The organism is Cobetia sp. Dlab-2-AX, from assembly GCF_024124625.1.
Taxonomy (GTDB): domain Bacteria; phylum Pseudomonadota; class Gammaproteobacteria; order Pseudomonadales; family Halomonadaceae; genus Cobetia.
Map to the genome: position 1 here is coordinate 578,331 of NZ_JAMXRV010000002.1, position 20,961 is coordinate 599,291.

15 protein-coding genes and 1 pseudogene are annotated in these 20,961 nt (G+C 63.8%); 4 read left to right on the forward strand and 12 right to left on the reverse strand.

Annotated features, from left to right (window positions below; all coding sequences use genetic code 11):
• Positions 1-136 precede the first annotated feature (136 nt).
• From serB to pgi, 5 genes are all read right to left on the reverse strand, one after another.
• Positions 137-1,348, reverse strand: coding sequence for a phosphoserine phosphatase SerB (gene serB / locus NH396_RS05575; RefSeq protein WP_176676605.1), 1,212 nt, complete (start codon positions 1,346-1,348; stop codon positions 137-139).
• A gap of 106 nt (positions 1,349-1,454) precedes the next feature.
• The gene (gene parC, locus NH396_RS05580; protein ID WP_176676604.1) at positions 1,455-3,731 is read right to left on the reverse strand and encodes a DNA topoisomerase IV subunit A; all 2,277 of its coding nucleotides are present in this window, start codon (positions 3,729-3,731) and stop codon (positions 1,455-1,457) included.
• 143 nt (positions 3,732-3,874) lie between these two features.
• Complete coding sequence (parE, locus tag NH396_RS05585; protein ID WP_176676603.1) at positions 3,875-5,755, reverse strand: DNA topoisomerase IV subunit B; 1,881 nt, start codon at positions 5,753-5,755, stop codon at positions 3,875-3,877.
• A gap of 238 nt (positions 5,756-5,993) precedes the next feature.
• Positions 5,994-6,746, reverse strand: coding sequence for a YqiA/YcfP family alpha/beta fold hydrolase (locus NH396_RS05590; protein WP_253062165.1), 753 nt, complete (start codon positions 6,744-6,746; stop codon positions 5,994-5,996).
• Between the two features lie 278 nt (positions 6,747-7,024).
• Positions 7,025-8,728 (reverse strand): glucose-6-phosphate isomerase, encoded by a 1,704-nt coding sequence (gene pgi / locus NH396_RS05595; RefSeq protein WP_176676602.1) that lies wholly within the window; start codon positions 8,726-8,728, stop codon positions 7,025-7,027.
• Between the two features lie 204 nt (positions 8,729-8,932).
• On the opposite strand from pgi, the gene cmoA reads away from it, so the two are divergent.
• Both cmoA and cmoB read left to right on the forward strand, forming a co-directional pair.
• Positions 8,933-9,679, forward strand: coding sequence for a carboxy-S-adenosyl-L-methionine synthase CmoA (gene cmoA, locus NH396_RS05600; protein WP_043335167.1), 747 nt, complete (start codon positions 8,933-8,935; stop codon positions 9,677-9,679).
• 31 nt (positions 9,680-9,710) lie between these two features.
• A complete protein-coding gene (gene cmoB / locus NH396_RS05605) occupies positions 9,711-10,739 on the forward strand; it encodes a tRNA 5-methoxyuridine(34)/uridine 5-oxyacetic acid(34) synthase CmoB (protein WP_176676601.1) in 1,029 nt (342 codons plus the stop codon).
• A gap of 140 nt (positions 10,740-10,879) precedes the next feature.
• Here the strand turns inward: cmoB and norR are convergent, their stop codons facing one another.
• Positions 10,880-12,652, reverse strand: a complete 1,773-nt coding sequence (gene norR, locus NH396_RS05610; protein ID WP_176676600.1) for a nitric oxide reductase transcriptional regulator NorR — start codon at positions 12,650-12,652, stop codon at positions 10,880-10,882.
• A gap of 193 nt (positions 12,653-12,845) precedes the next feature.
• On the opposite strand from norR, the gene NH396_RS05615 reads away from it, so the two are divergent.
• Positions 12,846-14,063: a globin domain-containing protein gene (locus tag NH396_RS05615; RefSeq protein WP_176676599.1), complete on the forward strand. Its 1,218-nt coding sequence runs from the start codon at positions 12,846-12,848 to the stop codon at positions 14,061-14,063.
• A 166-nt stretch (positions 14,064-14,229) separates the two neighbouring features.
• Here the strand turns inward: NH396_RS05615 and cysN are convergent, their stop codons facing one another.
• The 6 genes from cysN to NH396_RS05645 form a co-directional block, all read right to left on the reverse strand.
• The gene (gene cysN, locus NH396_RS05620) at positions 14,230-15,681 is read right to left on the reverse strand and encodes a sulfate adenylyltransferase subunit CysN (protein ID WP_176676598.1); all 1,452 of its coding nucleotides are present in this window, start codon (positions 15,679-15,681) and stop codon (positions 14,230-14,232) included.
• Between the two features lie 171 nt (positions 15,682-15,852).
• Positions 15,853-16,764: a sulfate adenylyltransferase subunit CysD gene (gene cysD / locus NH396_RS05625; protein WP_176676597.1), complete on the reverse strand. Its 912-nt coding sequence runs from the start codon at positions 16,762-16,764 to the stop codon at positions 15,853-15,855.
• A 314-nt stretch (positions 16,765-17,078) separates the two neighbouring features.
• A complete protein-coding gene (locus tag NH396_RS05630; protein WP_176676596.1) occupies positions 17,079-17,825 on the reverse strand; it encodes a metallophosphoesterase in 747 nt (248 codons plus the stop codon).
• 119 nt (positions 17,826-17,944) lie between these two features.
• Positions 17,945-18,391, reverse strand: a complete 447-nt coding sequence (locus tag NH396_RS05635) for a DUF1249 domain-containing protein (RefSeq protein WP_043337025.1) — start codon at positions 18,389-18,391, stop codon at positions 17,945-17,947.
• Between the two features lie 324 nt (positions 18,392-18,715).
• Positions 18,716-19,354, reverse strand: a complete 639-nt coding sequence (locus NH396_RS05640; RefSeq protein WP_176676595.1) for an NUDIX domain-containing protein — start codon at positions 19,352-19,354, stop codon at positions 18,716-18,718.
• A 355-nt stretch (positions 19,355-19,709) separates the two neighbouring features.
• Positions 19,710-20,399: a hypothetical protein gene (locus NH396_RS05645; protein WP_253062167.1), complete on the reverse strand. Its 690-nt coding sequence runs from the start codon at positions 20,397-20,399 to the stop codon at positions 19,710-19,712.
• A gap of 190 nt (positions 20,400-20,589) precedes the next feature.
• On the opposite strand from NH396_RS05645, the pseudogene NH396_RS05650 reads away from it, so the two are divergent.
• Positions 20,590-20,787: pseudogene (locus NH396_RS05650) on the forward strand (transcription elongation factor GreB); the annotation flags it as partial.
• Positions 20,788-20,961 lie beyond the last annotated feature (174 nt).

Genomic DNA, 20,961 nt, shown 5'->3' on the forward strand with positions numbered 1-20,961 from the left:
AAGCGCATTGCTGCTTTGGGACTATTCTGCGACCTGACGACCAGACGACACCGCCCCATCGCGGCGGCGATGAGGGCGGTATCACTCACACACTGGCTTGTCACTCAGCGCGGGTGTTCAGCGGCTGAATCACGGATCAGTGCTCGAGGTCCTGCTGGCGATAGCCCATCAGGTAGAGCACGGCGTCCAGACCCAGGGTCGAGATCGACTGACGCGCCTGTTCACGCACCAGCGGCTTGGCACGGAAGGCGATGCCCAGCCCCGCCTCGGCCAGCATCTTGAGGTCATTGGCACCGTCACCGACGGCGATGGTCTGCTCCATGCGCAGGCCATGACGCTCGGCGATCTCGCGCAGCAGCAATGCCTTGCGCTCGGCATCGACGATCGGTTCACGCACTTCACCGGTGACCTTGCCATTGACGATCACCAGCTCATTGGCGTGGATCTCATCGAAGCCCAGCAGCTGCTGAAGATGACGCGCGAAGTAGGTGAAGCCGCCGGACAGGATCGCGGTGCGATAGCCCAGCGCCTTGAGGTTGGCCATCAGGCGCTCGACCCCATCCATCAGCGGCAGATTGGCGGCGATATCGGCCAGCACCGACTCATCCAGGCCTTCCAGCTTGCTCATGCGTTCGCGGAAGCTTTGCTTGAAGTCCAGCTCGCCCCGCATGGCCCGTTCAGTGACTTCCGAGACTTCCTCGCCGACACCGTGACGACGCGCCAGCTCGTCGATCACCTCGGTCTGAATCAGCGTCGAATCCATGTCGAAGCAGATCAGGCGGCGATGACGACGCCATATATCATCTTCCTGGATCGCGATATCGACACCGTGCAGCGCGCCCAGCGCCAGCGCCTTCTCGCGCAGGGCGTTGATGTCGGTGTCACTCTCCGGCAGGCGCAGCCAGCACTCGACACAGGCACCTTCGGCTGGTGACTCGCCATCCAGCGGCTCACGCCCCGACAGACGATGCATCAGCTCGACGGTGATCCCGAATTCGGCTGTCAGGCCACCGACCTCGGCCAGAATGCCGGCGGGCAGGCGTGGTGCCAGCAGCGTCAGAATCCAGCGCGGGCGCTCCGCCTGATGGCTCCAGCGCGCGTATTCCTCAGCACCGACCTGCACGGCCTGCACATCCAGCCCCAGCTGTTCACCGGCGGCGGCCAGCGCGGCCTCCAGATCGGACTCCGCACCGAGAGCCACCAGCGCTTCCAGCGACACCAGCCCGAAGGTCACGCTCTGATTGATGTCCAGCAGTCGTGCGCCGCTGCGCGCCAGCGCCTGACCAAGCCCTGCCAGCTGTCCTGGACGAGCCGTACCGGTGGCACGGATCAAGATACGTTGTGTCATTGGAAAATCATTCCTGAGCAATGAATCATCAAGGTGTCGCCCACGGGGCATGTCGGCGTCAATGCCGACGCACCTCTGCTAACAAGCCAGGCCATCTGGCCCGGATTCAACTATCGACGGCCAGACGGTCGACCTTCTGGAAGCCCTTGGGCAGCTTGCTGCCGCGGCGGCCACGCTCGCCACGATAATAATCGAGATCCGCCCCCTTGAGCAGAGTCTTGCGCTTGCCGGCATGCACCACCAGGGTCGTGCCGGCGGGCAAGACCACCAGCGAGCGCACGAACTCCTCGCGGTTGGCGGCGCGTTCGCCCGGGATCGACAGCATCTTGTTGCCCTTGCCCTTGGACATCTCAGGCAGCTCGGAGAGCGGGAAGACCAGCAGGCGCCCTTCATTGGACACCACCGCCACTTCCAGCGCAGCCCCATCGCCCTGCGCTGACTCAGGCACTTCGGGAATCGCCACCGGCGGCAGCACCGCACAGCCGCGCGGTAGAGTCAGTGCCGCCTTGCCGGACTTGTTCTTGCCGGTCAGCTGCTCGAGCGTGGTCACGAAGCCATAGCCGCCATCGGAAGCCAGCAGATAGCGCGCAGAAGGCGCATCGAGCAGCAGCCCGACCATCGCCGCCCCCGCCGCCGGATTCATGCGCCCAGTGATCGGCTCGCCCTGTCCGCGTGCACTGGGCAGATTGTGGGCGGCCAGGGTGTAGGCACGCCCGGTGTCATCCAGCAGCACCAGCGGCTGATTGGTCTTGCCGCGCGCCGCCAGATGGAAGCGGTCGCCGGCCTTGTAGGACAGACCCTCGGGGTCGATATCATGCCCCTTGGCAGCACGGATCCAGCCCTTCTCGGACAGCGCGACGGTAATCGGGTCGGCGCCCATCAGCTCGACTTCCGACAGTGCCTTGGCTTCGCCACGCTCGACCAGCGGTGAGCGACGTGCATCGCCGAAGTCAGTGGCGGCCTGCTCAAGCTCACTGTCGATCAGGTCCGTCAGTGCCTCGTCATTGCCCAGCAGATGCTTGAGGTGCTTGCGCTCACGCTTGAGCTCGTCCTGCTCGCCACGCAGCTTCATCTCTTCAAGACGTGCCAGGTGACGCAGACGCAGCTCGAGGATCGCCTCGGCCTGACGCTCGGAGAGCTGGAAGGTCTCGATCAGGCTGGCCTTGGGGTCCTCCTCCTCGCGGATGATGCGAATGACCTCGTCGAGATTCAGGTAAGCCGTCAGCAGACCCTCGAGGATATGCAGACGGTCCTCGACCTTGGCCAGACGATGCTCGAGGCGGCGACGCACGGTGGCACGACGATAGCGCAGCCACTCGGCCAGCATCTCGTGCAGCGCCATCACCCGTGGGCGCCCCTTGAGGTCGATGACGTTCATGTTGACGCGCGCATTCTTCTCGAGATCGGTGGTGGCGAACAGGTGCGCCATCAGGCCTTCGATATCGACACGATTGGAGCGCGGTTGAATCAGCAGGCGCGTCGGGTTCTCGTGATCGGACTCATCACGCAGATCCGCGACCATCGGCAGCTTCTTGGCCTGCATCTGGGCGGCGATCTGCTCGATCACCTTGGCGCCGGAGACCTGATACGGCAGCGCCGTGATCACGATATCGCCCTCTTCCAGCACGTAGCGGGCACGCATCTTCACGCTGCCACGACCGGTGCGGTAGATCTTGGCGAGGTCGGTGCGCGGCGTGATGATCTCCGCCTCGGTGGGGAAGTCCGGTGCCGGCAGGTGCTCCATCAGCTGATCGCTGTCAGCGTCCGGATGGCGCAGCAGATGCCGGGTGGCGGCCACGACTTCATGCACATTGTGCGGCGGGATGTCGGTCGCCATGCCCACCGCGATGCCGGTAGTACCGTTGAGCAGCACATTGGGCAGACGCGCCGGCAGCACCTTGGGTTCGCGCATGGTGCCATCGAAGTTGGGCACCCAGTCGACGGTGCCCTGGGAAAGCTCGGACAGCAGCACCTCGGAGTACTTCGACAGCCGCGATTCGGTGTAACGCATCGCCGCGAAGGACTTGGGGTCATCCTGACTACCCCAGTTGCCTTGGCCATCCACCAGCGGATAGCGATAGCTGAACGGCTGCGCCATCAGCACCATCGCCTCGTAACAGGCGCTGTCACCATGGGGGTGGAACTTGCCCAGCACGTCGCCGACGGTACGCGCCGACTTCTTGTACTTGGCGTTGGCCGTCAGGGACAGTTCGCGCATGGCGTAGACGATGCGGCGCTGCACCGGCTTCATGCCATCGCCGACATGCGGCAGGGCGCGGTCGAGAATCACGTACATCGAGTAGTCGAGGTACGCCTTTTCGGTGTAGTCGCGCAGGGCCAGACGTTCGACGTCACCCTCCGCGACCTGGATATCCATGCTCATGGGCGCTTGACCTTGATTACGAGCGTAAAACCGGGGAGCGTCTGACTGTGGCGCTCCCGAAAGAATGCTGTCGCGCAGCTTGTCTGGCTTTCGAAGTTCAGCTGCTTTCGAAGTTCAACTGGCCGTGAAAGCTGGACCGATGATCAGACCTCGATATCGGCCATGTTGCCGTAGTCCTCGAGCCAGCTCTTGCGATCGCTGGCGCGCTTCTTGGCCAGCAGCATGTCGAGCATCTCGTGGGTGCCGTCATCCATACTGCGCGTCAGCTGCACCAGACGGCGGGTGTCCGGCGCCATGGTGGTTTCCCGCAGCTGCAGCGGATTCATCTCACCCAGGCCCTTGAAGCGCTGCACATTGGGCGTGCCACGCTTGCTTTCGAGCTGCTTGAGGATGTGCGCCTTCTCACTCTCGTCCAGGGCATAATGCACTTCCTTGCCCAGGTCGATGCGGTACAGCGGCGGCATGGCGACGAAGACGCGCCCGGCATCCACCAGCGCCGGGAAGTGACGCACGAATAGCGCGCACAGCAGCGTGGCGATGTGCAGACCATCGGAGTCGGCATCCGCCAGGATGCAGACCTTGTGATAGCGCAGCTTGGTGAGGTCATCCGAGCCCGGGTCCAGGCCGATGGCGACCGCGATGTCGTGAACCTCCTGGGAAGAGTAGATGTCATGCGACTCGACTTCCCAGGTATTGAGGATCTTGCCGCGCAGCGGCAGGATCGCCTGGGTCTCGCGGTTGCGCCCCTGCTTGGCGCTGCCGCCGGCGGAGTCCCCCTCGACCAGAAAAAGCTCGCTCTCGGCAGGGTCGGAGCTTGAGCAGTCCGAGAGTTTGCCCGGCAGTGCAGGCCCGGAAGTGACCTTCTTGCGCGCGACCTTCTTGGCACTCTTCAGGCGGCGCTGGGCCGCCGAGATCACCAGTTCCGCCAGCGCTTCGGCCTGATCGACATGGTGGTTGAGCCACAGTGAGAAGGCGTCCTTGACCACGCCGGAGACGAAGGCCGCGACGCTGCGCGAGGATAGGCGCTCCTTGGTCTGGCCGGCGAACTGCGGATCGAGCATCTTCACCGACAGCACGAAGGCGGCGCGCTCCCACAGGTCATCCGCGCTCAGCTTGACGCCACGCGGCAGCAGGCTACGGTAGTCGCAGAATTCCTTGAGCGCCTCGAGCAGACCGGAGCGCAGGCCATTGACGTGGGTGCCGCCCAGCGGCGTGGGGATCAGGTTGACGTAGGGTTCCTGCACCAGCTCGCCGCCTTCCGGCAGCCACTGGATCGCCCAGTCGACCCCGTGCTCCTCGTCCTCGAAATGGCCGACGAAGGGCGATTCCGGCAGGCGTTCGAAGCCATCGGTGGCGCCGAGCAGGTAATCGCGCAGGCCATCCTCGTAGTGCCAGGTCGTCTCGCTGCCATCGGTCTCGATGAGCACGACCTTGAGGCCCGGACACAGCACGGCCTTGGCACGCAGCAGGTGGCGCAGACGCGGCATCGCCAGGCGCGGGCTGTCGAAGTAGTTCTCGTCGGGCCAGAAGCGCACCAGAGTGCCGGTATTGCGCTTGCCGACGGTGCCGATACGGGTCAGCTCCTCGACCTTCTCGCCATTCTCGAAGGCGATGCGCTGACGCAGGCCATCGCGGCACACTTCCACTTCCAGACGCGTCGACAGCGCATTGACCACCGAGACGCCCACGCCGTGCAGGCCGCCGGAGAAGCGATAGCTGTCCTGGGAGAACTTGCCCCCCGCGTGCAGCTTGGTGAGGATAAGCTCGATGCCGGTCACGCCATGCTCGGGGTGGATGTCGGTGGGCATGCCACGACCGTCATCGCCGACCTCGATACCGCCATTCTCGAGCAGGCGCACGCGGATTTCCTTCGCGTGCCCCGCCAGCGCCTCATCGACGGAGTTGTCGATGACCTCCTGCGCCAGGTGGTTGGGCCGAGAAGTGTCGGTATACATGCCGGGCCGCTTGCGGACCGGTTCGAGGCCGGAGAGGACCTCAATGGAACTGGCGCTGTACTGACTCATCGCAGCCTTGTGTCCTTGGTGTTGACGTCCGCCATCCGACTCGACATTTCACGTGCGCGAGACGAACAACGGATTCCTGAAAAATGAGAGACCGGCGCCTGGCGTTCAGCATCGAACGCCCTGCCATGTCGTGCCAATCCGTATCGTGGCGATCCATGTCATGCCAGGATATGCCGTATCCAGCCAGGTCGTGGCGGGTGGCGGCAGGCCTGGCACAAAGCACCACACACGTGACCTGCTAGTCCGGCGCGACATGCATCGCCGCTGCGGTGGCGGGGGCCAGCCGGTGTCCGCCATGCGCCATGATCGCCGGCAGATATTCCGCCAGCTGCGCAAAGCCGTGATCGCCACCCGGCGTGATGATCAAGCGGCTTCCCTGATAGAGCCCTGCGGCATCATTGACATCCAATGTCTCATCGGCCGTCGCCAACAGCACCAGGGTGCGCTGCGCCGTGACAGGCTCCGCTTCCAATGCAAGCAGCCCGGGGCCGAAATCCTCGGTGACGGTGAACGTCACGCCGGTATAGGGATTGGCATGCACCGAGCCGAGCCATTCGCTGACCAGTCGCGCGGGACGCACGGCCGGATTGATCAGCACACTGCGTGGCCCCTGACGCCAGACGCTCTGGGAAGGGCCTGCCGGCCCCTCGAGACGTGCGGCCTCACGCGCGACCAGCCAGGTGGCCAGAAAGCCGCCCATGGAACTGCCGATCACCATGATGGCGTCATCACAGGCGGGGTCTGCGGGGTCCAGCGCAAGGCGCTCACACAGCGTGAGATAGGCTGCGTTGACCGCCGCCTGACCCGCATCGGGCGCCGGGGGGATATCCGGCATCACGCACGGCAGGCCGAACTGCTCTGCCGCGCGCTGCATCAAGCGCGCCTTGGGCGAACAACTGGCCGAATTGAAGCCGTGCAGGTACAGCAGCCCCTTGACGGGCGCGGTGGTGTGCATCGCTGCCGTATCTGACGGAAAGAGGGAATTGGCCATCAGCACTCCCAACAGCACGCCAGACCGCGACACCGCCCCTCCCACGCTTCAAGATGGCTGGGCATCTCTCGAGCGTTCATACGCTGGAAGCAGGGTTTTCGACGGTCCGCGTCGTGCTGTCTAGTGTAAACGATTGATTCGCTTATAGGATAGCGAGAATACTGTATAAATCAACAGAGGGCGACGACTGGCGCCGCCGCTCGTCTTGCACGGCATGGCAGCATGCCCTCACACACTCTCTCACTCGCTCCCCCCCCTCACTCACCTCCGCCGCGGGTTCAGCGCGGGTCCTGGTCCTGTGCGGCCCACACCGCTTCGATCAGCGCGCGGCTGGAGGCATCCAGCGTCTCGAAGCCTTCGCCGGTGGTCATGGTCGCTTCGGTGGCGGTGGCGATCTGCTTGCCCAGCTCCACGCCCCACTGATCGAACGGATTGATGTCCCAGATGGTGGCCTGCACGAAGACCTTCTGCTCGTAGAGCGCAATCAACGCACCCAGCGTTTCCGGTGTCAGCGCTTCCAGCAGCAGCGTGGTCGACGGCTGATTGCCACGGTAGCGCTTGTGGTTCGGCTGCGCCTCATCACCGGGGATGGCGTCATCGCCCAGCATCAGTACACGTGACTGGGCAAAGCAGTTGGCCAGCGTCAGGCGGTGCTGTGCCTTGAGGTGGGCGCGTGTCTCGGCGTCCTCGACATGGTCATAACGGCACATCGGTGCGATGAAGTCACACTCGACCGCCTGGGTGCCCTGGTGCAGCAGCTGATAGAAGGCGTGCTGAGCATTCGGCCCCAGCTGGCCCCACAGCACCGGACAGGTCGAGTAGTCGATCATCTCGCCATCGTTGGTCACTGACTTGCCGTTGGATTCCATCTCCAGCTGCTCGAGGTAGCTGGCGAAGTACTCCAGACGACCGTCGTAGGGCAGGATGGAGTGGGCGCGGATATCGAGGAAGTTGTTGTTCCAGATCCCGGCCAGCGCCAGCAGCACCGGCAGATTGTCTTCCAGCGGCGCGGTGCGGAAGTGCTCATCCAGCTCATGCGCCCCGGCCAGCAGACGACGGAAGTTGTCCATGCCGACGTTGAGCGCGATGGGCAGACCGATGGTGCCCCACAGCGAATAGCGGCCGCCGACCCAATCCCAGAACAGCAGCTGATGTTCCGGTGCGATGCCCCACTCGGTCATCTTCTCCGGCTTGGCGGAAGCGCCGATGAAGTGCTGACGGTTGATCAGCGCTTCCAGGCGTCCTTCCGGGTCGAGACGTGATTTCAGCCAGTCGCGCGCGGTGCGGGCATTGGATAGCGTGTCGATGGTCGAGAATGACTTGGAGGACAGGATGAACAGCGTGGTTTCCGGGCTGAAGGATTCCAGATAGTCCGCCAGCTGGGAGCCATCCATGGTCGAGGCGAAGTGCACGCCGATCTCGTGGATGTCCTTGGGGCGGCAATCGCTCAGGGCGCTGGAGACCATCAATGGGCCGAGGTCCGAGCCACCGACTCCGAGGTTGACCACATCGGTGATCGGCTTGCCGGTGGCGCCACGCCACTGCCCGCTGTGGAAGGTATCGACCATCTCGGCCAGGTGCTCGAGGCTCTCGTGGATGGCCGGCACGATATCCTCGCCATCCACCAGGAGGCTGGCGGAGCGCGGCAGACGCAGCGCGGCGTGCAGCGCCGGACGGTCTTCGGAGCGATTGACATGTTCACCGGCCAGCAGGCGCTTGATGCCCTGCTCGACGCCGGTTTCGCGCGCCAGCTCCAGCAGCAGCTCCAGGGTCTCGCCCTTGAGGCGCTGCTTGGAGAGATCCAGACGCAGCCCCGCGGCAGAGCGCGTGAAGGTCGCCACTCGGTCACGCCCTTGCGCCGCATCCTCGGCGAACAGGTCCTTCAGATGCACATCGGCCATCTGCTCTTGATGATGGCGCGCGAGAGCCTGCCAGGCCTGGGTATTACGACGCGCAGAACGTGCCGCTGATTGAGTGGACATGGCCACCTCTCTCCTTGAAGTGTAATGACCGGCCCTGCATGGCCCGGCCTGAAATCGATTGATGGAGGCATCACCCGCCAGCCGTGACGGGTGCGTCACGGGCGCCGAATGCGTAGAATGGCGGGCCCGACGGGGCGCTCTGCCCGGCCGGTCCTCGGCCACAGGCATGTCGCCCTGGCCCACTGCCCGATGAAGCCTTGATCCATGAGTGATGCATCTTACCGTGACGCGATATTTACGACACCCCTTGACCGTGTCGCCAGCTTCTCCTTCGACGAGCAGGTCGTCAGCTGCTTTCCGGACATGCTGCGCCGCTCGGTGCCGGGGTACGGTCAGATCATCGCCATGCTGGGCCTGATGGCCCGCGCCCACCTGCGCCCCGGCGCTCGGGTCTATGATCTGGGCTGCTCACTGGGTGCTGCCAGCATGGCGCTGGCCCGCGAGATGGCCGCCGAGGATATCGAGATCGAAGCCGTCGACCTGTCCAGACCGATGGTCGAGCGCGCCAGCCGCGAACTCGCCGAGGCCTTCCCCGACCACCGCATCAACGTCACCGAAGCCGACATTCGCACCCTCGACTATCAGCCGGCCGGCATGATCGTGGTCAATCTGACGCTGCAGTTCCTGCCGCCGGAAGACCGCGACGCCGTGATCGACAAGCTGTTCGCGGCGCTGGAACCCGGCGGCGTGCTGATCCTCTCCGAGAAGATCATCAGCGATGATCCGGTCGAGAATGCCTGGCTGATCGAACGCTATCATGACTTCAAGCGCGCCAACGGCTACTCCGATCTGGAAATCTCCCAGAAACGCGAGGCCCTCGAGGACGTCATGAAGCCCGACAGCCTGAACACGCATCACGAGCGCCTGGCGCGCGCCGGCTTCCAGCGCAGCCATACCTGGCTGCAATACCTGAATTTCGCCTCGATGGTCGCCTTCAAAGCCGCCGAATGACCGCTACGCCTGCACGGACCCGACCCAGCGCATGAGCATTTCCCCGTATGACCGCGACCTTTACCGCGCCTTCACCGCGCTGGCCTGTGAGCCAGGCGCCGTCGGCGATGGCTTCGCCCGCTGGCTGGGCGCCCTGCCTGAACAGCTGGCCAATGGCCTGGACCGCAAGCGCCATGCTGACCTGAAGGCTTGGCATGGGGCGCTGGAAAAGCTGCCCGCCCTGCCCGACGCACGCGAAGTACAGCTGGAAGCCGATCGGGTCGGTGCACGCTTTCCGACTGGCTTGACTAGCGGCCAGCTGCGCCAGAGCGAGAACCTGCTGCGTGCGATGATGCCGTGGCGCAAGGGCCCCTATCAGCTCGACGAAATCCATATCGACACCGAATGGCGCTCCGACTGGAAGTGGCAGCGTCTCGCGCCGCACCTGTCGAATCTCACCCATCGCCGCGTGCTGGATGTCGGCGGCGGCAATGGCTACCACGGCTGGCGCATGGTCGGTGCAGGCGCGGCCTTCACGCTGGTGATCGACCCTTCGCCGCGCTTCTACTGCCAGTTCCATGCCGTACGCCACTTCATTGGCGCGGACCACCCCCAGGGCCGCAACCTGCACTTCCTGCCGGTAGGCATCGAGGATGTGCCGGCGAAGATGGGTGCCTTCGATACCGTGTTCTCGATGGGCGTGCTCTATCATCGCCCCTCGCCGATGGACCACCTCTTCCAGCTGCGTGACACCCTGCGTCCCGGCGGCGAGCTGGTGCTGGAAACCCTGGTGGTGGAAGGTGACGTGACGACGGTGCTGATGCCCGGCGAGCGCTACGCCGCGATGCCCAATGTCTATTTCCTGCCCTCCTCGCAGGCGCTGGCCCACTGGTGTGAGCGCGCCGGCTTCAAGGACGTGCGCATCGTCGATGAAGCCGTGACCACCCTGGACGAGCAGCGTGCCACCGACTGGATGACCTACCACTCGCTGAGCGACTTCCTCGATCCCACTGACCCGAGCCTGACCCGCGAAGGCCACCCGGCGCCTCGGCGTGCGGTGCTGATCGCCACTCGCGCCTGAATTGGCGTGCGAGACACGGACGTCTCGTCGCACCAGAGCCGACAGCAGCAGAAATACAAGAACGGCGATGCTCCATGAGCATCGCCGTCTTCTTTTCTCATATCAGACACTTCATCTCGCCCCAGACACTGCCTCGCGCCTCAGACAATTCCCAGACGCTGCGCCTGCCGGTACAGGTTGCCGCGATCGACCTTGAGCCTGCGCGCCGCCTCCGCCCAGTTGCGATCACTGGCCTGCCAGACCCGCGAGATGTGCTCGCGCTGAAACGCCTCGGTGGCATCGCGCAGCCCCAGCGTCTCGTCGCTGGCGTGTCGGCAGGCGCGCTGTGCAGAGCTTGCTCCTGGGGTCTGACTCGCTTCCGCCGCATGACTCGCTCTTCCCGCCTGATCCACCCTCCCCATCTGCGCGCCCTGAATCTCCTGCGCTACGCTGGCGGCCCGTTCAAGTGACACCTCGGCGTTGACCTCCAGTCCCAGCAGTTCCGGCGTGATCACCACCAGCTGGCGCCCATCGGCGCGCAGGCGAGTCAGGTGGGCACCATGCGCGAGCCGGGCATGCAGGGCCGCGCGACTCAGGCAGTGCTCCAGCTCACGCACGTTGCCGGGCCAGGGGTAGTCGCACAGCAGGCGCTCCGCCGCCGGCGTCAGGCGCAGATTGCCCAGTCCGAGGCGCGTGCGGTTGTGTTCCAGAAAGGTGCCGGCCAACGCCAGCAGGTCTGCACGTCCGCGCTCGCGCAGCGGCGGCACCCTGAGCGGATAGACGCTCAGACGGTGATAGAGGTCTTCACGGAAATGCCCGGCGGCGACCTCCGCCTCGAGATCGCGATTGGTGGCCGCGATGACGCGCACATCGACCTTGACCACGCGATCGCTGCCCAGCGGCTGCAGCTCGCCTTCCTGCAGTACCCGCAGCAGCTTGGGCTGCAGCGCCAGCGGCAGCTCGCCGATCTCATCCAGCAGCAGGGTGCCACCATCCGCCATCACGAAGTGGCCACGGTGATCATGGGTCGCGCCCGAGAAGGCGCCACGCCGATGACCGAACAGCGCGCTTTCGACCAGGTCCGGCGACAAGGCGGCGCAGTTGATGCGTACCAGCGGCCGCGCAGCCCGCCGGGATGCGTCGTGTAGGCGCTGGACCACGCCCTCCTTGCCCACACCGGTCTCGCCCTGCACCAGCACCGTCATCTCGGTATCGGCGACCGCCTCCAGCTGCGCCTCGAGCCTGGCCATCGCCGGCCCCCGCTGCGGACAGGCCATGGCGCTCTGTGACGCCATGCCTGTCGGTGAGACCACCATCGGTGCCGAAAGCGCTGACCTGCCGTCCGCGGCCCACTCCTGTCGCAGGGACAGCGACAGACAATGTGCGGAGAGTGACAACCAGGCCTGCAACTCCTGAAGGGGAAGTGCCAGCTCGTCCGTGCTCGCAGAGGCACACAGCGATTCCAGCGGGGCGAGCACCCCCGGCGTCAGCGCGTCGAAGGTCATCACTCCCAGCAGGGTGTCGCCCTCGCGCAGCGCGATACCGGCACAGTCATGCACCAGCAGATCCGGCCCATGCACGTCCCCCAGCAGGCCATCGAAGGGGTCTGGCAGGTCGCTGTCCAGCGCGAAACGATGCACTCCCGTGTGCTCGGCGATCGCCTTAAGCCGCGGGTGCTCCGCCAGCGCGAAGCGTCGCCCGCGCACCTCGGCAGGCAGGCCGTAGGTGGCCAGTGGCAACAGCTCGTCACGCTCGGGCAGGTAGCGCATCAGGGTCGCCGCCTCACCGGGCAGCTGCTGCATGATCGCGGCCAGCAGACGCGTCCATGGCAGCGCTCGCCGCTCGCCGCCCTCCTCGCGGGACAACCAGGCGGCAAGCCAGGCATTCACGGCCGCGACCGGCGTATCGTTCAGGGGCAAGTGGGCATCGGGCATGCGGTCCTCCTTGCGGGGATCGGGTGTGAGAGGGCTCAAGATTGATGTCATCATGACACGTTCGATGTCATTAAGACACGCCACATGACCATGTCATTTTGACATCATGGACCTACAGAGCGCATGACGACTGCCCTGGAGAGTTGGCACGCCCCTTGCCATAGAGGGAGGGACATCAATCAGAGGTATCGTCATGCTGACCAACGCCCAGGAAGACCTGATCGCCGCCACCGCTCCCGTCGTCGCCGAGCATCTCAATGCCATCACGGCGCGCTTCTATCCGCTGATGTTCGAGCGCTATCCCGAGGTGAAGCCGCTGTTCAACCAGACCCACCAGGCCAGCGGCGGCCAGGCCCGTGCGCTGGCCGGCGCCGTACTCGCCTATGTCGGCGCGCGCCACTCACGTGAGGCGGTGGACCGCCTGCTGGCGCCCGTGGTCAGCAAGCATGTCTCGCTCAACATCCTGCCGGAGCACTACCCTATCGTCGGCGAGTGCCTGATGGCTGCCATCGGTGAGGTGCTGGGGGATACCGTCACGCCAGAGATCGCCGATGCCTGGGGCGCCCTCTACGGGGAACTGGCCGCTGTGCTGATCGCCGCCGAGCAGGGCCGCTACGACAGCTTCGCCGCTACCCGCGGCGGCTGGCAGGGGCTGCGCCGTTTTCGCATCGTGCGTACACAGGACGAGAGCCGCGAGATTCGCTCGCTGTACCTGGTGCCGGTGGAAGGCCCGATGTTCTCCTTCCTGCCGGGCCAGTACATCGGCATGCGCCTGACGATACCGCAGGGCGTGATCCATCGTCATTACAGCCTGTCCCATGCGCCGGACGAGCGCTTCTGCCGCATCTCGGTCAAGCGCGAGGCCTACGGCCAGTCCAGCCAGTACCTGCATGCGCTGAAGGCAGGTGACGAGATCGAGCTGCTGCCGCCGGCCGGCGAGCTGACCTTCGAACATGCTGCCCCGCAGAGCGCCGATGCCCCGGTGCTATTGCTGTCAGCCGGTGTCGGCCAGACACCGATGCTGCCGCTGCTGACGGCGGCGCTGGCGGCGGGCCGCCAGGTGATCTACCTGCATGCGGCACGCAATCCCGAGGTGCATGCCTTCGACGCCACACTGCAAACGCTCGTCGTGCAATATCCCGAGCAGCTGCATTATCAAGTCTGCTACGAACAGGCCGAGACGCTGCCGTCCCATGCGCAGCTGGGCATCATCGAGCGCGACTGGCTGGCGCGGCAGATCGCCACGACCGGTGCCAGCGCCGAGTCGTTGCAGGCCTTCGTGATCGGCCCGCATGGTTTCATGCAGAGCATGATCCAGCACCTCAGCCGTATCGGCGTCCCGCTCAGCCAGTGTCACCACGAGCACTTCGGCCCCTCCGCCCCGCTCGCCATCGACACGGCTGTCGCCTGATGCGCCAGAGGTGAGCCGCGCCATGCAAAAAAGCCCCCATCGCCTTGCGGCCATGGGGGCTTTTGCGTTCTCCGGCTTCATTCCAGCAGGCCGTGTTGTTATTGCGTGTCCAGCGTTGTTGTTGGTATCTCGCTGACTTCCATGCTGCTTTCGCGACAGGATGGAATCAGTTGGTGCGGCCGAGCAACTCGCGCACGTCACGGGCTTCCCAGTGCGGGAAGTGCTTGCGCACCAGCGCGTTGAGGTCGGCTTCAAACGCGGCCCAGTCGGTCTGCCGGGTCGTGGCCTGGGTGCCGGAGCGACCCACGCCGCGAATCATGCCCGCGCCGACGGTCACGTTACTCAGACGATCGATCACGATGAAGCTGCCGGTACCCGGGCTTGAGCGGTAGTCATCCACCGGCACCGCCTGGGTCAACTCGAGCTGGACTCGGCCAATGGCGTTCAGCGCCAGGCTGTCGCCCTCGTGATGCTCCAGCGTGTTGACGTCGTAGAGATAGTCGATGGCGCTGACCTGGCCAGTCAGGTCGCGGGTCGCCAGCTTGATATCGTACTGACGGCCCGGCTGCAGCGGCTTCTCGTGCATCCAGACGATATCCGCTTCCAGCGCATTGGAAAGTGGCAGTTCGGCATCCGCCGCCACCAGCCAGTCGCCACGCGAGATATCGATCTCATCATCAAGCGTCAAGGTGATGGCCTGCCCCGGATAGGCGATCTCGAGATCACCATCGAAGGTGACGATGCGCTCGATGGTCGAGGTCTTGCCGGACGGCAGCACCTTGACGCTGTCGCCCGGACGCACGACACCGGCCGCCAGGGTGCCGCAGTAGCCACGGAAATCGAGGTTGGGACGATTGACGTACTGTACCGGGAAGCGGAGATCGCTGAGATTTTGGTCGTGGGTCAGTTCGACGGTTTCCAGCACCTCGAGCAGTGACGGGCCCCCTACGCCATCGACGGTGTACCAGTCCAGTGACGGACTGCGATTGACGACGTTGTCGCCCTTGAGAGCGGACATCGGCACGAAGCGGATGTCCGGTGCATTCAGCTTGTTGGCGAACTCCTGATACTCGGCGACGATCTCGTTGAAGCGGGTCTCGGAGTAATCGACCAGGTCCATCTTGTTGACCGCGATCACCAGGTGCTGGATGCCCAGCAGGTCGGCGATGAAGCTGTGACGACGGGTCTGGGTCTGCACGCCGTAGCGCGCGTCGATCAGGATGATCGCCAGACTTGCCGACGAGGCGCCGGTGGCCATGTTGCGGGTGTACTGCTCGTGCCCCGGCGTGTCGGCGATGATGAACTTGCGCTTGTCGGTCGAGAAGAAGCGATAGGCGACATCGATGGTGATGCCCTGCTCACGCTCGGACTGCAGGCCATCGACCAGCAGGGCCAGATCGACCTCGTCACCGGTGGTGCCGCTGGTCTTGGAGGCCTGGGTGATGGAGGCCAGCTGATCTTCATAGATCAGCTTGGAATCGAACAGCAGACGACCGATCAGGGTCGACTTGCCGTCATCAACGCTACCGCAGGTGATGAAGCGCAGCAGGTCCTTGCGCTCGTGTTCTTGCAGGTAGGCTTCGATATCCGCGGAAATCTTGTCTGACGCGTGGGACACACTCTTCTCCTTGCCGCTGTCATGGGCCTGATGAGGTGGCGAGCCAGTGTCGCGAGCCAGTGTCGCGAGCCAGTATCTCGTGAGGCTGCGAGCCGACTCATCATGCTAATTGTTCGTTCGGGTCATCAAGCGCCGTGTAACGGCGCCTGCAGGCAAAATGCTAGGGCGACCTTAGAAATACCCTTCGCGCTTCTTCTTCTCCATCGAGCCTGCCTGGTCGTGATCGATGGCACGCCCGGAGCGCTCACTGGTACGCGTCAGCAGCATTTCCTGGATGATTTCCGGCAGGGTCGCGGCGGTGGATTCCACGGCGCCAGTCAGCGGGTAGCAGCCCAGGGTACGGAAACGCACGGACTTCATTTCCGGCACTTCGCCTTCCTTGAGCGGCAGACGGTCGTCATCGACCATGATGTCGAGGCCGTCACGTCTCACCACCGGACGCACTGCGGAGTAGTACAGCGGCACGATCTTGATGGACTCAAGATAGATGTACTGCCAGATGTCCAGCTCGGTCCAGTTGGAGAGCGGGAAGACGCGGATGGACTCGCCCTTGTTGATCTTGGAGTTGTAGATGTTCCACAGCTCCGGACGCTGATTCTTGGGGTCCCAGCGGTGGTACTGATCGCGGAAGGAGTAGACGCGCTCCTTGGCCCGCGAGGCTTCCTCGTCACGACGTGCGCCACCGAAGGCGGCATCGAAGCCGTGCTTGTCGAGTGCCTGCTTCAGCGACTGGGTCTTCATGATGTCGGTGTACTTGGCGCTGCCGTGGTCGAACGGGTTGATGCCCGCCTCGACGCCTTCCTGATTGATGTGCTCGATCAGTTCCATGCCGACTTCCGCCGCCATCTCATCGCGGAACTTGATCATTTCCTGGAATTTCCAGGTGGTATTGACATGCATCAGCGGGAACGGCGGGACGCCCGGCGCAAAGGCCTTGCGCGCCAAGTGCAGCATGACGGCGGAATCCTTGCCGATGGAGTACAGCATGACCGGATTGGCAAATTCCGCTGCCACTTCACGGATGATGTGAATGGATTCGGCCTCAAGCTGCTTGAGGTGGGTCTGACGTTCGGGGGTAAGCATCGCGTGCGGCAACCTCATGAGCGTTGGGACACGCCCCGAGAGGCGGCCCGTGAAGTCAGTGGCGCGCTCTGTCAGCGACAGATGGATGCCCCGAGGAAGCACGCCGAATGGTTACACGGTACTCGCCCTGCCTTGATAACGTCAAAGAATCAGAAACTATCTTTTAAGACCGAAATGACATACCTGACACCTGTGGGTCTTGCGCCACACTGATGACACCGGGCCATTCATGCTGGCGCCCAGGGCATTCACGCTGACGCTATGGCTGTGGCAGCGCATGGGGCGAGCTTGCCCGCCCTTACTTGCGAGCCTGGCTAGAGCGTGACCCGCTCCACCCAGGTCTCGAGATGCTCGCCATCGAGATCCACCACGCGCAGGCCGGGGCGCGCCGCCTCATCCACGGCGAAATCATGGCTCAGCGGAGCGAACTGATCGGAGGTGGAGGGAACGCCATAGACGGCCACACTGCCCTGCCCACACGGCATGAGTTGCGTGAAGGCCTGATGGATATGCCCACACAGCACGGCCCGCACCTGCGGGTATGGGCGCAGCGTTTCCCACAGCGCATCGCGGTCGGCAAGGCCCAGCGCATCCATCCAGTCCGAGCCGATCGGCAGCGGATGATGATGCATGGCCAGCAGGACCGGACGCGGGTCCAGCTCGACGGACAGCGCCAGTGACTGTGCAAGCTCGCTCAACTGCTCCTCGCCAAGCTCTCCTCCCGCCTGCCCGGTGACGCGCGAATCCAGACACAGCAGTCGCCAGTCGCCCAGATCCAGCTCGTGATGGAAGGGACGCAGCTCCTGCATGAATTCAGGATGATCGTGGTTGCCCGCGAGCCAGAACCAAGGGCAGCCCAGGCCATCGAACAGCTCTGCCGCCATGCGATAGGAGGCAGGGCTCTCGTCCTGGCTGACATCCCCGGTCACCAGCAGGATATCGGGCCGCAGGCGCGAGGCATGCGCCATCACCGCCTCCAGCTGACGCCAGGGGAAGCCCAGCCGTGAACGCGCATCAGGGTCGGCGCGTAGATGGCAATCACTTATCTGAATCAGTCGCATCGGTCTCTCGAGCAGCAGGGAAATGAACAGAACCGCGAGGCCGGGCCATCGCGGTTCTGTCAATCAAGACGGGTAATCCACCGGGTGTCAGCGCCTGTGCGCCACGCCAGCCCCAAACGTCACGGCAACTCCGGCACATCCGCCTGCCCGAAGGCGCGGGCATGGGTCAGCCATTCGCCGAGAAAGCGATTGAGCTGAAGCTTTTCATCCGGCTGGTGCATGCGCGGATTCGGGTAACGATTGCGCCCTGAGAAGTGACGCTGGCGCTGAAAGTCGGTGACCTCCGCCATGCGCACGTCGTGGTACAGATGCACGCTCATGCGCGGCGAATCGATGATGTGGTCCAGCACGCCGGTCTGGGCGACCGTGACCATGGTGGTATAGGGCGCGCATTCGACCACCTCGAGCAGCAGCGTGCCGAAGTGGCCCTGATTGCCCGCCAGCGGGAAGGCGAAGCTGTCACCGGCCTCGGCCTTGCCGAGGATGCGCGTGAGGCGCAGATAATTGGACCCGCACTCGGCATGGAGTGCTTTTAGGTCAGCCACATAGGCTTTCTTGACCTGCATGGGCGATCTCCTTGCGAATCTCAGAACATTGGCATGTTGTCTGTCAAAGCACGCCCGCTATCGTGCGTGGCAAGATGCGGGCGACGTGCGATAAATCAAGCGCTGTGCCAGCACTCAGGCTGTCGGCGATCAGCTCTCGGCTATCGAGTCCAGCTCTCAAGACTGAAGCTGAGACGAAAACCGAGACCGATACGGACACTGGCGCAGACAGTGATCGTTGCTGGCTGCCGGTTTTCAGCAAGCCTCTAGAATAGCAGCTCTGACGCGCAGGTTGAGGAAGCCTGCGTGAGACACGAGGGATTGCCAAGCTTCGCCTTCACTGCCTCAGGCATGCATGACGCGCAACGAGGCACGCTCACGCAGCAGCCATTGCATGGCCATGATGGCCATCGCGTTGCCCAACCGCCCTTGTTCCAGCAGCGTGAGGGCCGCCTGGAAGTCGAGCACATGCACACGGATATCTTCATTCTCCTCGGCCAGACCATGCACGCCGCCCAGCCCACTGCTGTCACACAGAGCGATGAACAGCGTGACCTCCTCGGTACAGGCGCCGGGGCTCGGGTAGTAGCGGTAGAGTTCGATCAGGTCGGTCAGCTCGCACCCCGCCTCCTCGACCGCCTCACGGCGCGCGACCTCATGGGCCTGTTCGTCCTTGTCCACCAGCCCTGCAATCGGCTCCAGACTCCAGGGCGTGCGTGCGTCTTCCAGCATGCCGGCACGAATCTGTTCGACGAAGACCACGCGGTCGTTGACCGGGTCATAGGGCAATACGCCTACCGCATCGTGACGGACATGCACCTCGCGATGGATCACATCGCTCCAGCCACCGTTGAAACGCTGGTGGCGGAATTCGCGCTGCTCGAGGCGAAAGAAGCCGTCCTGCAACACTCTGGTCTCGACCCGCTCGACATCGTTCTGCGAGAAGACCTGCTGTCCGGCCACGTGCTCTTGTTGCTCGCTCATGCATCCTCCTTGGCTGAGCAGGCATTATCCTGTCCTGCCGCGAGACTGGCCAGCCCGTCACCTGCAAACTTGCTTGGCGCGTCGTACCGAGTCAGTCATCAGCGCCATTCAAGGCGCTATCTGAAGGCACCTGGACGACTTCTCATCCACAGAGCGATAAACGACACGGCCCGAGCGGAATCTCCGCTCGGGCCGTGGGGCTCAAGGACTCAGTCATTCAGGAAATCGGGGATTCCTCCGAGGCTGTTAGAACAGCGCCTGGCCCAGCGCTGCCGTTCACTTGCAGGGCTCACTGATGTCGCTCCAGCCAGTCTCCACCTCCAACAGCCAAGCAAGCGATACGGACGACGGAGACTCACTGCAGGCGCTTGATCAGTGCGGCGATCTCTTTCTGCAATTCCTGATCGGCCAGCTCACGATTGGGTCGTGGCGGCCCGTCCTGAGCGAGACGCGCATGCTTGAGCGCTTCCTCATCACGGCCTTCGGAGGCCAGATAATCGGCGTAATAATAATTGGTATCCATGCCCGTCGGGTTGACCTCAAGCCCCTTGCGCAGCACTTCTCCCGCCTTCTCATCATCCCCGAAGCCCACTGGCCAGCCGGGCGCCTTGTCATAGAGCGCGCCAAGCGTCACATAGGCAGAGGCATTGTCGCCCTTGGGATCGAGCGAGATCGCCTTCTCGAGCGTGGCCTTGGCTTCCTTGGCCAGATCCAGTGCTCCCAGACCACCGCGCGCCTTGGCCCATGAGGCCAGGATAATGCCTTCCCAGGTCAGCACATGGGCATTGTCCGGATACTGATCCGCCAGCGCGCGTACCTCCTTGCCCAGGGCTTCCATGCCCTTTTCCTGAGCATCACCGGAGACCTGATAATTGATCTGCGCCCAGCGCTTGGAGAGCGGGAAGACGTCATCATCGCCAGGGGCAGCATGGACTCCGGTCATGCCGGCCAGCGTGATGCCCAGCGCCATGCCCCCGGAGAGCAATACGCGACAGCAACGGGATATGACACGGCAAGACGGGTGTGAAGATGGCAGCATGGGCATGGACAGCTCCCTGATTTTCGTTATTGTTGGCAGATTCGGCATGGGTGACGCGCAGGCGCTCCGGCGAGCACACACTGACTGTAACGAACGTTTGAATCGGCCGCCAATCACCCTTGGTCGCAGGTCTCAACGCTAGCGAACATCGCACACGACGCCTTGAGCCTTACCCACAGAACCAGCGGAGCAGACCATGCAAGGTCGCAACATGACACGCTGGCGCGACCCCAAGACGGACCCGCGCCAAGAAAAGAAGAGCAACGTGATTACCCCGCAGGGCCACGCGAAGATGAAGGGGCTGGCCGACCATCTGAGGCGCGTGAGGCGCCCGGAGCTTTCGCGCAAGACGGGCGAGGCTGCCGCCATGGGGGATCGCAGCGAGAATGCGGATTGCCAGAAAGAACCTCAAATGACATACTATAAACTTCAAGCCTTTGTTTCCTGGATTCATAGAATAACCGCAGCACTTTGGACCGCACGGTAGAGGCAGGAGGGCCAGCGCCGGTACCCTTCTCGGCTCACCGACCAAAGTGAAGCAGAGTATGGAATACCGACAGCTGACCCA

What these genes read in the sequence shown, in the direction of transcription:
- serB (WP_176676605.1), bottom strand. Translation starts at nt 1,348, where the DNA reads ATGACACAACGTATCTTGATCCGTGCCACCGGTACGGCTCGTCCAGGA.
- parC (WP_176676604.1), bottom strand. Translation starts at nt 3,731, where the DNA reads ATGAGCATGGATATCCAGGTCGCGGAGGGTGACGTCGAACGTCTGGCC.
- parE (WP_176676603.1), bottom strand. Translation starts at nt 5,755, where the DNA reads ATGAGTCAGTACAGCGCCAGTTCCATTGAGGTCCTCTCCGGCCTCGAA.
- NH396_RS05590 (WP_253062165.1), bottom strand. Translation starts at nt 6,746, where the DNA reads ATGGCCAATTCCCTCTTTCCGTCAGATACGGCAGCGATGCACACCACC.
- pgi (WP_176676602.1), bottom strand. Translation starts at nt 8,728, where the DNA reads ATGTCCACTCAATCAGCGGCACGTTCTGCGCGTCGTAATACCCAGGCC.
- cmoA (WP_043335167.1), top strand. Translation starts at nt 8,933, where the DNA reads ATGAGTGATGCATCTTACCGTGACGCGATATTTACGACACCCCTTGAC.
- cmoB (WP_176676601.1), top strand. Translation starts at nt 9,711, where the DNA reads ATGAGCATTTCCCCGTATGACCGCGACCTTTACCGCGCCTTCACCGCG.
- norR (WP_176676600.1), bottom strand. Translation starts at nt 12,652, where the DNA reads ATGCCCGATGCCCACTTGCCCCTGAACGATACGCCGGTCGCGGCCGTG.
- NH396_RS05615 (WP_176676599.1), top strand. Translation starts at nt 12,846, where the DNA reads ATGCTGACCAACGCCCAGGAAGACCTGATCGCCGCCACCGCTCCCGTC.
- cysD (WP_176676597.1), bottom strand. Translation starts at nt 16,764, where the DNA reads ATGCTTACCCCCGAACGTCAGACCCACCTCAAGCAGCTTGAGGCCGAA.
- NH396_RS05630 (WP_176676596.1), bottom strand. Translation starts at nt 17,825, where the DNA reads ATGCGACTGATTCAGATAAGTGATTGCCATCTACGCGCCGACCCTGAT.
- NH396_RS05635 (WP_043337025.1), bottom strand. Translation starts at nt 18,391, where the DNA reads ATGCAGGTCAAGAAAGCCTATGTGGCTGACCTAAAAGCACTCCATGCC.
- NH396_RS05640 (WP_176676595.1), bottom strand. Translation starts at nt 19,354, where the DNA reads ATGAGCGAGCAACAAGAGCACGTGGCCGGACAGCAGGTCTTCTCGCAG.
- NH396_RS05645 (WP_253062167.1), bottom strand. Translation starts at nt 20,399, where the DNA reads ATGCCCATGCTGCCATCTTCACACCCGTCTTGCCGTGTCATATCCCGT.